Source organism: Clostridium sp. J1101437_171009_A5 (genome assembly GCF_015547905.1).
In the GTDB taxonomy this organism is placed as follows: Bacteria; Bacillota; Clostridia; order Oscillospirales; family Oscillospiraceae; genus Pseudoflavonifractor_A; species Pseudoflavonifractor_A gallinarum.
Genome location: NZ_JADMVY010000008.1, coordinates 87,170 through 99,137 on the forward strand (window position 1 = coordinate 87,170; position 11,968 = coordinate 99,137).

An 11,968-nucleotide genomic window follows, 5' to 3' on the forward strand; every position below is an offset into this window, starting at 1 on the left:
AAACCAGGCGGCGGGCTGCCCGGCCCGCCGCTGCGAAAAGGAGGGTAACACATGGTAGAAATCGAGAAGCCGCGCATTGAATGTGTAGAGAATCCGGGAGACGGCTCCTACGGCAAGTACGTGGTCGAGCCCCTGGAGCGCGGTTACGGCACCACGCTGGGTAACTCCCTGCGCCGCATCCTGCTCTCTTCTCTGCCTGGCACGGCGGTCACCTCCATCAAGATCGCCGGTGTGCAGCACGAATTCACCACCATCCCCGGCATCAAGGAAGATGTGACCGAGATCGTTCTCAACGTGAAGAACATCATCGCCAAGCTCCACTGCGAAGGCGTCAAGACGGTCTACATCGAGGCCAGCGGTGAGTGCGAAGTCACCGCCGGGGATATCAAGGCCGACGGCGAGGTGGAGGTCCTCAATCCCGACCTCCACATTGCGACCCTGGGTCCCGACGCCAGCCTGAACATGGAGCTGACGCTCTCCCACGGCCGCGGCTATGTGCCCGCCGACCGGAATAAGCCTGCTCAGACCGTTATCGGTCTGATCCCGGTGGATTCCATCTATACCCCGGTGCGTAAGGTCAATTACACCGTGGAGCCCACCCGTGTGGGCGATCAGACCGACTTTGACAAGCTGACCCTGGAGGTGTGGACCAACGGTACCATCACCGCCCGGGACGCTGTCAGCCTGGGCGCCCGCATCCTGTGCGATCACTTCGTCCTCTTCACCGATCTCTCTGAGACCATGGGCTCCAAGTCCACCGTGGTGGAGAAGAGCGAGGCGCAGCGCGACAAGGTGCTGGAGCTGACCATCGAGGAGCTGGACCTCTCCGTCCGTTCCTTCAACTGCCTCAAGCGTGCCAACATCAACACCGTCGAGGACTTGATCTCCAAGACCGAGGACGAGATGATGAAGGTGCGCAACCTGGGCCGCAAGTCCCTGGAAGAGGTCATCAACAAGCTGGCCATGATGGGTCTGTCCCTGGCCAGCGAGGAGAACAACTGATTCCAGCCTGACAAACAGGCGGATCAGGGAAGCAGTCCGGGGGCATGTAACGTCCCCTCCCGGATACGCCAATGGTGATGCCCCGCTCCGGCGGGGCGCTTCCCGGCGGGACCCAAGGGTCCCTCAGGACGAATTTACACTGGATTTCGCCGCGCGAAATACCGATAGGAGTTGACTGATATGTCCGGACATCGTAAACTGGGCCGTCCCACCGATCAGCGTATGGCTATGCTGCGCGCTATGACCACCTACCTGCTGGAGAACGGTCAGATCAAGACCACCCTGAGCCGCGCCAAGGAAGTGGCCCCTCTGGCTGAGAAGATGGTGACCCTGGCCAAGAAGAACAACCTGGCCAGCTACCGTCAGGCCCTCGCCTTCATCACCAAGGAGGATGTGGCCAAGAAGCTGTTCGACGAGATCGGCCCCAAGTACGCCGAGCGTAACGGCGGTTACACCCGTATCGTGAAGATCGGCCCCCGCCGCGGCGACGCCGCCGAGATGGCGATCGTCCAGCTGGTGTAAGAGAGCTGAAAAAATCCCCTGCCCATCGGGCAGGGGATTTTTCGCGTGTCGAGAGACTTCGACACGCTTCTCAAAAATGCAGGCATTTTTGAGAGGGGATGCAGCCCCCTGCGTCGCACGCGCAAAGCGCGCGCGCTTGTGGGCTGAGAAGTGTTTTTTCGAGGCACATGTCCTCAAAAAAACGGATTTGGACCTTCTTCCGCCGTCTGCGGACGGCGGAACTCTGCGAGGCGCTGCGGACAAAGCGCAGAAATGCACATTACCCACAGATTAACCTCCCCTGCCCGATAGGCAGGGGAGGTTTGCGTTCTGTTGCCGGAACTTGCGCATCATTCAAGTCTCTGTGTACCCAATTGCAGCTGCTCGATCTGGAGGGTGCTCTCCCCGCCTTCCCCGGCCTGGAAGGCATCCAGGACCGACTCTCGGACACTCAGAAGGACCTCGTCCCCAACTTGTAAATCCGCAAAGGAGATGTCCTTCACATCGCCGGTCTCATAGTTGCAATAGATGAGGAAGATTTCCGAGCAGTCGATGGAGCAGGCCTCTCCCAAAGGTCCGCCTTCGTCACTGTCCCGGACGGTAATGGTCTCATTTGCGGCGTCGATCCGGGTGATGACCGCGTTGATCCCCAGGTGCAGAGGGTCCTTCCTTGCGGGGCTGCATGCAGCCAAAGCGAAGAGAACCAGGAAGAGACACAGGATGGATCGAATGTGTTTCATGGCGCTGCCTCCTTTTCACGTGGGCTTCCGGTGTGAGATGCGCATAATCCTCCGACCGTGGGGCTTACTGGAGCAGGATGGACAGGAAGGTATCCAGATCCATGGCGTTGAAGTAGTGGCCGATGTCCACACCCTCCAGGGCGGCGCGGAGGGCCGACTCCTCCAGGGGGACCCCGATGAGCCGTCCGGCCAGCTCCTGGCCGTCCCCGTTGCCGAAGTAGTCTCCGTAGAAGGAGAGGGCGGTGATGTCCCCACCCCGGGCCACGTCCATGTGGATCTCCAGCTTGCCGCAGCCCTCTACCCGCCGCTCCTTCTGGATCTGGCAGGCGGGAGAGCGGCCGAAGTTCCACTCCCACTGGTCGTAGACCTGGTGCTGGAGCTCCCGCACCGCGGCCAGGTCCTCCTCCGTGAGGACATAGGGCTGGAGCTGATACTCCTCAAACATGAACTCCCGCAGGATGCGGAAGAAGTCGGCGGTGGTGATGTCCTCCTGCACATAGGGCTTGATGTTGGTCACCCGGCTGCGCACCGACTTGAGGCCCTTGGACTCGATCTTGTCCTTGGAGACCGCCAGAGCCTGGCTCACCACCTCCAGATCGGAGTGGAACATGAGGGTGCCGTGGTGCATGACCCGGCCGTGCTTCATGTACTGGGAGTTGCCCGAGAACTTCTTCCCGTCCAGAGTCATGTCGTTGCGGCCGTTGATCTCCGCCGGGACGCCGATGCTGTGCAGGGCCTTCACCACCGGGCGGCAGAAGGTGGAGAAGTCGAACTTGGAGGCGTCCCCCGTGTCGGCAATAAAGGTGAAATTGATGTTGCCCATATCGTGGTAGACCGCGCCGCCCCCCGAGAGCCGCCGGACCACGTGGATATTGTGCTCCTTCACATAGGCGGCGTTGATCTCCGCCAGGGTGTTCTGGTGCTTGCCTACAATGATGGCGTTGTCGTTTTGCCAAAGCATGAAATAGTCGTGGGTCTGGTCCAGCTGGTCAAAGACATACTGTTCCAGAGCCAGGTTGAAGTGGGGGTCGTTGCTGGGACTTTCAATGTAGTACATCATGGCGGATTTCCCCTTTCGGTTCGGTCGTGGGATGGATAGGAGCGGCACCGGCCCCGGAGAGGGGAAGCGGTGAAAGGGATAAACGAACGAGTTCATTTTAGCATGAAGGCCTGTCCTTGGCAAGAGCAGGAAAAACAAAAGAGTCCCCCGCCTCGGTAAAGAGGCGGGGGACCAAAATTTAGAACAGGGTCTCCGGCGGGGTGTAGGGCAGGTTCAGAGCCTCCGCCACGCCCCGGCAGGTACACCGTCCGGCGTAGCAGTTCACGCCCGCCAGAAGGCCGGCGTCGGCCCGACAGGCCTCCTCCACGCCCCGTTCCGCCAGAGCCAGACCGTAGGGGAGGGTGGCGTTGACCAGGGCCAGAGTGGAGGTGCGGGCCACCGCACCGGGGATGTTGGCCACACAGTAGTGGACCACGCCGTCCACCGTAAAGATGGGATCGTCGTGGGTGGTGGGGTGGGTGGTCTCGGCACAGCCGCCCTGGTCCACCGCCACGTCCACCAGCACCGCCCCCGGCTTCATCACCGCCAGATCCTCCCGGCGGATGAGCTTGGGGGCCGCCCGGCCGGGGAGGAGCACCGCGCACACCACCAGGTCGGCCTGGGCGATGGAGCGGCGGATGTTATCGGGCGTACTGAAGAGGGTGGTGATCTGCCGGGGGAAGATGTCGTCCAGGTAGGCCAGGCGGGCCAGATTCACGTCCAGCACCGTCACATTGGCCCCCAGGCCCACCGCCATCTTGCAGGCGTTGGCACCCACGGTACCGCCGCCCAGAATGACCACGTTGCCCCGCTCCACCCCGGGCACGCCCGAGAGGAGGACGCCCCGGCCGCCGTAGGTCTTCTCCAGGTACTTGGCCCCCTCCTGAATGGACATCCGCCCGGCGATCTCGCTCATGGGCGCCAGACAGGGGAGGGAGCCGTCCCGGCCCACGATGGTCTCATAGGCCACCGCCTTCACCTGGGCGTCCAGCAGGGCCTGGGTGAGGGGCTGGTCGGCCGCCAGGTGGAGGTAGGTGAAGAGGATCTGGCCCGGACGGAAATAGCCGTACTCGCTGGGGATGGGCTCCTTGACCTTGACCATCATCCCGGCCTGCGCCCACACCGGGGCGGCGCCGTCGGTCAGCTCGGCCCCGGCCTGCACATATTCCTCGTCGGAAAAGCCGGCCCCCAGTCCGGCCCCCCGCTCCACCAGCACCCGGTGCCCCGCCCGGGTAAAGGAGCTGACCGCGCCCGGGGTCAGGCCCACTCGAAATTCCCGGTTCTTGATCTCTTTCACCACGCCGATGACCATAGCATAAGCCTCCTTGTCCTGTGGTTTGTAGTATCTGTCTGAAAAATAAACAATATTCGAAAATGACTTTGGTTACAATGCCATCATACTACAAACTGCCCCAAAGGGGAACCCCCATTTTGCACCGGGAAAAGGGCCGCCCCGCTTGCTGCGGGGCGGCCCTTAAGGCTGCAAGTGAGTGGCCCGCCCGGGAACCCAAACGAAGCCCAGCGAAGCGGGTTTGTTTGGGAGAGGAGGGGCAAGGGAGTGAAGTGAGCCCTGGCCGTTAGGCCTGGGGGAACGGTACGGACTTTGACCCGACGATGGGGGTGGAGAGGTTGGTCTTGAGGGCGGTGATCTGGTCCGCGGTCAGGCCAATGCCCAGGAGGTAGTCCTCCGCGGCCTTGGACAGGTCCACCTTGGAGAGGTCGGCGTCCTTCTCCAGACCGGCCATATCCCGGAGCATGCCCTCGGCCACCTGGGCGATGAGCTTGTACTGCTCGGAACCCTTCTGCACGTGGTAGTAGTTCTCATAGGAGACCATGTAGTCGGCCACGATCTCCTCCTGGGTGGCGCCCATCAGGGACTCCAGCAGGATGGCGGTGAAGCCGGCACGGTCCTTGCCCTCGTTGCAGTGGAAGGCATAGGGACCCTTGTTGGCGATGAGGAACTCCAGGCCGCTCTTGAGCTTGGACTGGAAGTCCTGGGACTTGTAGTCCACGCCCATGTTCAGGGCGATCACATGGCCGCCCTCATAGAGGCCCTTGTAGTAGGGGGAGTCGAAGCCCTCGGCAGCAAAGTAGCCCTGGATGGCCGCGTCATCGTCGGCCAGGTTGATGACGGTCTGGATACCGGCCTTCTCGATGAGGTCGTCGGCATAGGAGGCACGGCCGATCTCCGGGTTCACGGGGCTGCTGGTGCGGTAGAGCACGCCCTCGGCGATGTCACCCATCACCACGGGGCGGAAGTTGGCAAAGACCTCGTCGGAGGAATAGTCCTTGCGCTCATTGGTGCGCTGGAGCTGGTGGGCCTGATACTGGCCCAGGTAACCCGCCTTCTCGGCCAGTGCAAAGGAGACCACATCCCCCTCGTCCACGTGGTAGGTCTCGGCGAAGTTGCCCATGTTGATGGCCACCACCAGCAGGTCGCTCTCCTGGTTGTCGCGCACCACGGTCTCACCGGTATTCACATCGCTGTAGGCGGTGCAGAAGGGGATGGCCAGGCTCACGCCGTTGACCGTCACGTCCAGCACGTCGCCCAGCTCCAGGCCGGCGGTGTAGAGGGCCTCGGGCTTGATGTCCAGGTCCAGGTTGCCGTACTTCTCCACGGCGGCCACACGGCCCACCACGGGGCCGCGGCTCACGTCATAGGTGCTGCCGAACACGGCGCCGTTGACCACCCACACGTCGGAGAAGTCGGGCTTGCCGTCCTTGTTGGGGCAGACCAGATAGTCGCCGTAGCCGTGCTCGGAGGAGGGATCGTTCACGTGGAGCACATCGCCCCAGGCGGTGTTCACGGTGAGGCGCACGTCGGCGGGCACGAAGCAGGCGAAGTTGGTGTCGGGCTCAGCCTTGGTCTTGAGGTCGATGAAGGTGTCCTTGCTGCCGGTGAAGTCCTCGGCGGTGAGGGCGGAGCCGTCAGCCTTGGTGTAGGTCTTGAGGACCTTGTCCAGCTTGGCGATCCACTGCTCACCCACGGTGCCCTTGAGGACCACGCTCACCCCGTCGTCGGTGGCGGTGTAGTCCACATTTTCCAGATCGTTGTGGAAGGAGGTGTCCTTGGAGACCATCATGCCCTGGATGGCATACTCGGTCTTACCGGTGAGGAAGAAGTCATCGGCATGGGCGGCGATGTAGTCCTCGGCGGGGGTCTCGGCGGTGAGGCCGTCAAAGGTCATGAGGATCTGGGCCAGCTCGGCGCGCTGGGCGGTGCCGGTGGGATTGAGCTTGCCCTGGCTGCCCGAGAGGATGCCCAGAGCCACGGCCCGCTCCACGCCGTCCTTGGCCCAGGCGGCCACGGCGTCAGCGTCGGCGTAGGTGCTCAGATCGGCATTGGCGGCATTGACCCCCTTGGAGGCGGCGTAGTCGGCAAAGACCTTGGCCAGCTCCTGGCGGGTCATGGAGCGCTCGCCTCCAAAGACGCCCTTGCTCACGCCGGTGGTGAGGCCCTCGTCCTCAGCCCAGGCGGCGGCGTCGGCGTACCAGGTGCCGGAGACATCGGTGAAGGTGGCCTTCTCGGCCACGGCGGGCTTGCCGGCCAGGTTGTAGAGGGTCTGGTAGACCATGCCGCGGGTGACGGTGCCGGCGGGGGAGAAGGTGGTCTTGCCGGTGCCGCTCATGATGCCCTCGGCGGTCACATAGGAGACCGCTTCGGCGTACCAGGCGTTTTCGGCCACGTCGGTGAAGGCGGCAACCTCAGCCGCCAGAGCGGGGGCGGTCAGAGAGAGTGCCAGGGCGCCGGTCAGCGCCAGGGAAAGAGGCTTTTTCATGGCTGTTTCACATACCTTTCATTTCCATACATCTTGGTTCCATCAGTGGGAGGCGGGGGTGGAGAGATTGGTCTTGAGGGCGGTGAGCTGCTCGGCCGTCATACCGAAGCCGGTGAGGTAGTCCTCCGCAGCGGCCTGGAGATCCACGCCGGAGAGATCGGCGTCCTTCTCCACACCGGCGATGGTGCGCAGCATGTCCAGAATGTTGTTCTTCACGATGAGCTGGTATTTTTCCGGCTGGCCCGCCTGGGTGACGCCGTAGTAGTTCTCATAGGAGACCATGTAGTCGGCCACCACCTCGTCCAGGCTGGCGCCCATCAGGCACTCCAGCAGGGCGGAGGTGAAGCCGGCCCGGTCCTTGCCCTCGGTGCAGTGGACCAGATAGGGGCCGGGCTGCTGGGAGAGCTTGGCCAGTCCGGCGGTCAGATCCGCGCCGAAGCTCTCGGAGGAGTAGTCCACCGGCATGCCCAGGGGGATGACACTGCCCGCCTCATAGAGGCTCTTGTAGTAGGGAGAGGCGAAGTCCTCCGCGGCCAGATAGCCGTCGATGTCCTCCTTGTGGTCGGCCAGATTGAGGACGGTCTTGACCCCGGCCTTCTGGATGAGGGCGTCGGCGTAGGAGGCACGGCCGTGCTCGTTGTTCACCGGGCTGGCCGAGCGGTAGAGAGCACCCTCGGCGATGTCGCCCACGGTGACGGCCCGGAAGTTGGCAAAGACGGCGTCACTGGAGTAGTCGGAGCGCTCATCGGTGTAGACCAGGGAGTTGAGCTCCTGGGTGTCCCTCTCGGCGCCCTTCTGGGCCAGGGAGATGGTGGCGGTGCTGCCCACCTGCACACCCGCGGTCTCGTTGAGCTTGCCGTAGTTGATGCACACGGCCAGGTAGGTGTCGCCGGGATAGGCCCGGAGCATGGCCTCTCCCTTGTCCACGTAGTAGCCGTTGAAGTAGGGGATGCCGGAGAGGGTGTAGCCGTTGTCAAAGACCACGTCCACCGTGTCCCCCAGAGCAAAGCCGGCCTTCTCAAAGTCGGCGATGGAGATGTCCAGCACCGCATGGCCGTACTTCTCGATCTCCCGGACGGCGCCCGACATGGGTTCGGGGGCCTCCGTCTGGGTGAGGGAGGAGAACTGCATGAGGATCTGGGCCAGCTCGGCGCGCTGGGCGGCCCCGTTGGGGTTGAGGTACCCACGGCTGTCACCCTTGAGGATGTCTGCGTAGTAGCAGAAGCTCATCCCCTCCAGCGCCCAGGATGGGATCTGGTCATAGTCGGGGGCCTCCCGCATGGCCATGCCCCCTCCTCGCTGGAGACGCCGGTGAGGGCGGCATAGCGGGAGAGCAGGACGGCCAGCTCGGCCCGGGTGATGGTCCGGTCCCCGGCAAAGGTCTTGTCGGCGGGGACGGCGGCCAGGCCCTCCTGCTCGGCCCAGACGGCGGCGGTGCCGTACCACTTGCCGTCCAGATCGGTGAAGGAGGTCTTGGCGTCCACGGCGGGGGCGCCCGCCAGGTTGTAGAGGGTCTGGATGACCATGCCGCGGGTCACGGTGGCGGCAGGGGAGAAGGTGGTCTTGCCCGTGCCGCTCATGATGCCCTCGGCGGTCACATAGGAGACCGCGTCAGCATACCAGGCTTTTTCCGCCACATCGGTAAAGGCGGACGGTTCCGCTGCCAGAGCGGGGGCAGCCAGAGAGAGGACCAGGGCGCCGGTCAGGGCCAGGGTGAGCGTTTTTTTCATGGCTGATTCACATACCTTTCCGTTAATCAAGTGGGGACAAAAGGGGGCCGGCCCTTCGGCCGGCCCCGCAGACTGGGTAAGATGCAGTTGGATCAGGCGGCAGCGTCCGCAGCGGCGGGGATGAGCTGAGCCTGGAAGAAGGCGATGGTGGCGTCCACCGTCTGGAAGAGAGCGGTGAAGTCACCGGAGAACACATTGTAGGTGTGGTCGCAGTTGTCCACCAGCAGCACCTCGCTGGCATCGTTGGCAGAGGCCTCCACGATCTTCTCGGCGTTGTCGGGGGTGACCGTGGTGTCGTTCTTGCCGTTGATGGCCAGGATGGGAGCCTTGATGCCGGCGGTGACCTTCAGCATGTCGGTCTCAGCGATCTCCTTGTACCAGCGCTCGCCGATGTGCAGGGGCTCGCGCCAGTCGTAGGTCTGCTCATAGTAGCCGTCCTTCTTGGCGGTCTCGTAGGCGGCCTGGAAGTCCTCGTCCTCGGTCATGCCCAGGTAGAGGGCGCCGGACCAGGTGACCACGGCCTTGAAGGTGTCGGGATGGGCCTCGGCGGCCAGCAGGGCGTCGGTGCCGCCCTGGCTCCAGCCCATGACGCCCAGGTTGGAGGCGTCCACGGTCTCCAGACCGGCCAGGTAGTCGGCGGCGGCCTTGGCGTCGATCACGGCGGAGGTGTTGTTGTAGTTGACATAGTCAGCCTTGGACTCGCCGTTGCCCATGAAGTCGATGCGGATGGTGGCGATGCCCTGAGTGGCCATCACGGGAGCGGCCATGGCGTAGCCGTTGCCGGCCTCCTCACGGTTGGAGCCGGTGCCGTGGAGCATGACCACGCCGGGGACCTTGGCGTCCTTGGAGGCGGCGGTGGGCATGGTGACGGTGGCGGGGATGTCATGGGCGGGGATGCCGTCCTGAGCCGCCACGGGGATGGAGACCACAGTCTCGGTGTAGGTGGGCTCCAGCGCGTCAAAGCTCTTGAGGATCTGAGCCAGCTCGGCGCGCTGAGCGGTGCCGGTGGGATTGAGCTTGCCCTTGTTGCCGGAGAGGATGCCCAGAGCCACGGCGTCCTCCACGCCTTCCTTGGCCCAGGCGGCCACGGCGTCGGCGTCGGAGTAGGTGCTCAGGTCAGCGCTCTCGGTGGGCAGGATGCAGTTCTGGGCAGCGTAGTCGGCAAAGACCTTGGCCAGCTCCTGGCGGGTCATGGCCCTCTCGCCGCCAAAGACGCCCTTGCTCACGCCGGTGGTGAGGCCCTCGTCCTCGGCCCAGGCGGCAGCGTCCGCATACCACTTGCCGGAGACGTCGGTGAAGGTGGCGGGCTCAGTCACAGCGGGCTTGCCGGCCATGTTGTACAGGGTCTGATAGACCATGCCGCGGGTCACGGTGCCGGTGGGACCGAAGGTGGTCTTGCTGGTGCCGTTCATGATGCCCTCAGAGGTCACATAGGAGACCGCGGGGGCGTACCAGGCATTCTCGGCCACGTCGGTGAAGGTGGGGGCGGGCTGCACAGCAGTGCCCTCCTTGACGGTGATGCGGCCGTCGCCCTTGGGATCGGCGTAGGCGTCGCTCACCACGCCGCCCAGCTCGTCCACAATGTAGTTGATGAGCACGGCGTTGTCGATCATGACGGAGTCCTTGAGCAGCTTGTCGTCCTTGAACATCACAAAGCCGTCGCCGCCGCTCTTGAGCATGTAGTTGTGGGAAGCCAGGGTGTAGGTCTTGTTCACGTCCAGAGGCTCGCCGCCCACCATGACGTTGTTGACCCGGTAGGCGCCCTCCACCTTGACGAACTCGCCCTCATCGCTGAGGACCACGCCGGAGGGGACGGAGGGATCGATGGTGTAGGTCAGGCCGGAGACCTGCAGGAAGCCGCCGTTCTCCTCGGGATACAGGCGGGCGCCCATCTCCAGAGCATCCAGGATGTCCTGGCCGGTGGTCTCCACCAGGCAGGCCTCGTTGCCGAAGGGATGGACATTGATGATGTCCTCGTAGGTGATGTCGCCCGCGTCGATGTCGGCGCGCACGCCGCCGCCGTTGACGAAGGCCACGTCAGCGCCCAGCATCACGCGGTAGGCGTCGGCGCACAGGTCGCCCAGGTTGGTCTCGGCGTTGCGCACGGCGCGGTTGCCGGTGGCGGGGTCCTTGGTGGTGAGGGCCACGTCGGACTTGGCCACGACCTTCTGGAGCACGCCGGAGAACTCGTCGTTCACCTTGGCCACGAAGGCGGCGGTGTCGGCGTCCTGCTTGTCATAGCCGGAGACCAGCTCGGTGGTCACGTCGCCGGTCTTGGTGTCGATGACCACCTTGCCCAGGTTGGCCAGCTTGGTGCCGGTCTGGGCCAGGGTGACCTCCTCGCCGTCCTTGTTCTTGACGGTCTCGTCATAGGTCTCGTGGGAGTGGCCGTCGATGAACACATCGATGCCGGTGGTGTTGGCGATGACGGACTTGGAGGTCCACACGTCGGTGGAGCCCTCGTTGCCCAGGTGGCCCAGGGCCACCACGTAGTCGGCGCCGGCCTTGGTGGCGTCGTCCACAGCCTTCTGCACGGCGGCGTAGAGGTCCTTGCCCTCATTGCCCTGGGAGAAGCTGTAGATGTACTCGCCCTTGTCGTTCTGGAAGTAGGTGGGAGTGGACTTGGTGAAGGACTCGGGAGTGTCGATGCCCACATAGCCCACGGTCACGTCGCCGTAATCCACCAGCTTGTAGGCGTCCAGCACGGCCTTGCCGTTCAGGTCGGTAAAGTTGCAGCAGAGATAGGAGTACTCGGCCTTGTCCTTGGCCAGGGTGAGGAAATTCTCCATACCGTAGTCGAACTCATGGTTGCCGGGGATGGCCAGATCATAGCCCACCTGGTTCATGATGTCCACGATGTAGGAACCCTTGGACAGGGTGCCGATGGGGCCGCCCTGAATGGCGTCGCCCGCGTCCACCAGAGTGACGTTTTCGGCGCCGTACTGGGCCTCCATCTCCGCCTTGTAGGCGGCCACGCCGGCGTAGCCCAGATTGGTGACTGCGCCGTCCTCGCCCTTTGCCTGGTCGATCTGGCAATGGACATCGTTGGTGTGGAGAATGACGATCTTGCCCTCCTCAGGCTTGACCGTCTCTTCCGCGGCCATGGCGGGCGCGGCCAGACCCATGGTCATGGCTGCCGCCAGAGACAGCGAAAGAAGCTTCTTGCTCTGTTTCATT

General features: G+C 63.7%; 9 protein-coding genes. 2 read left to right on the forward strand and 7 right to left on the reverse strand.

Translation table 11 applies throughout. The features are described from left to right. Positions 1-51: 51 nt before the first annotated feature. Together I2C21_RS11755 and rplQ are read left to right on the forward strand one after the other, a co-directional pair. Positions 52-1,002 carry a DNA-directed RNA polymerase subunit alpha gene (locus I2C21_RS11755; protein ID WP_101691685.1) on the forward strand — a complete coding sequence of 317 codons (951 nt, stop codon included), beginning with the start codon at positions 52-54 and terminating at the stop codon, positions 1,000-1,002. A gap of 180 nt (positions 1,003-1,182) precedes the next feature. Further along, entirely contained in the window at positions 1,183-1,524 is a 342-nt protein-coding gene (rplQ, locus tag I2C21_RS11760; protein ID WP_101691686.1) for a 50S ribosomal protein L17, read from the forward strand. Positions 1,525-1,853: 329 nt separating this feature from the next. Here rplQ and I2C21_RS11765 read toward each other — a convergent pair whose 3' ends face one another. The 7 genes from I2C21_RS11765 to I2C21_RS11795 form a co-directional block, all read right to left on the reverse strand. Then, entirely contained in the window at positions 1,854-2,243 is a 390-nt protein-coding gene (locus I2C21_RS11765) for a hypothetical protein (RefSeq protein ID WP_193538603.1), read from the reverse strand. Between the two features lie 64 nt (positions 2,244-2,307). Further along, entirely contained in the window at positions 2,308-3,303 is a 996-nt protein-coding gene (gene lplA / locus I2C21_RS11770) for a lipoate--protein ligase (RefSeq protein WP_346727976.1), read from the reverse strand. A 178-nt stretch (positions 3,304-3,481) separates the two neighbouring features. After that, positions 3,482-4,594 carry an alanine dehydrogenase gene (gene ald / locus I2C21_RS11775; protein ID WP_101691688.1) on the reverse strand — a complete coding sequence of 371 codons (1,113 nt, stop codon included), beginning with the start codon at positions 4,592-4,594 and terminating at the stop codon, positions 3,482-3,484. A 265-nt stretch (positions 4,595-4,859) separates the two neighbouring features. Next, entirely contained in the window at positions 4,860-7,061 is a 2,202-nt protein-coding gene (locus I2C21_RS11780) for an S-layer homology domain-containing protein (protein WP_195279360.1), read from the reverse strand. Between the two features lie 42 nt (positions 7,062-7,103). Further along, entirely contained in the window at positions 7,104-8,348 is a 1,245-nt protein-coding gene (locus I2C21_RS11785; RefSeq protein WP_195279361.1) for a tyrosine-protein phosphatase, read from the reverse strand. Beyond that, the gene (locus I2C21_RS11790) at positions 8,288-8,791 is read right to left on the reverse strand and encodes an S-layer homology domain-containing protein (RefSeq protein WP_195279362.1); all 504 of its coding nucleotides are present in this window, start codon (positions 8,789-8,791) and stop codon (positions 8,288-8,290) included. Before I2C21_RS11790 ends, I2C21_RS11785 begins: the two co-directional genes overlap by 61 nt. Positions 8,792-8,883: 92 nt before the next feature. Continuing rightward, positions 8,884-11,967, reverse strand: coding sequence for an alpha/beta fold hydrolase (locus I2C21_RS11795; RefSeq protein WP_195279363.1), 3,084 nt, complete (start codon positions 11,965-11,967; stop codon positions 8,884-8,886). Between the last annotated feature and the right edge of the window lies 1 nt (position 11,968).

Bases quoted from the DNA above. Each gene is read 5' to 3' on its own strand.
- I2C21_RS11755 (WP_101691685.1), top strand. From the start codon at position 52: ATGGTAGAAATCGAGAAGCCGCGCATTGAATGTGTAGAGAATCCGGGA.
- rplQ (WP_101691686.1), top strand. From the start codon at position 1,183: ATGTCCGGACATCGTAAACTGGGCCGTCCCACCGATCAGCGTATGGCT.
- I2C21_RS11765 (WP_193538603.1), bottom strand. From the start codon at position 2,243: ATGAAACACATTCGATCCATCCTGTGTCTCTTCCTGGTTCTCTTCGCT.
- lplA (WP_346727976.1), bottom strand. From the start codon at position 3,303: ATGATGTACTACATTGAAAGTCCCAGCAACGACCCCCACTTCAACCTG.
- ald (WP_101691688.1), bottom strand. From the start codon at position 4,594: ATGGTCATCGGCGTGGTGAAAGAGATCAAGAACCGGGAATTTCGAGTG.
- I2C21_RS11780 (WP_195279360.1), bottom strand. From the start codon at position 7,061: ATGAAAAAGCCTCTTTCCCTGGCGCTGACCGGCGCCCTGGCACTCTCT.
- I2C21_RS11785 (WP_195279361.1), bottom strand. From the start codon at position 8,348: ATGGCCATGCGGGAGGCCCCCGACTATGACCAGATCCCATCCTGGGCG.
- I2C21_RS11790 (WP_195279362.1), bottom strand. From the start codon at position 8,791: ATGAAAAAAACGCTCACCCTGGCCCTGACCGGCGCCCTGGTCCTCTCT.
- I2C21_RS11795 (WP_195279363.1), bottom strand. From the start codon at position 11,967: ATGAAACAGAGCAAGAAGCTTCTTTCGCTGTCTCTGGCGGCAGCCATG.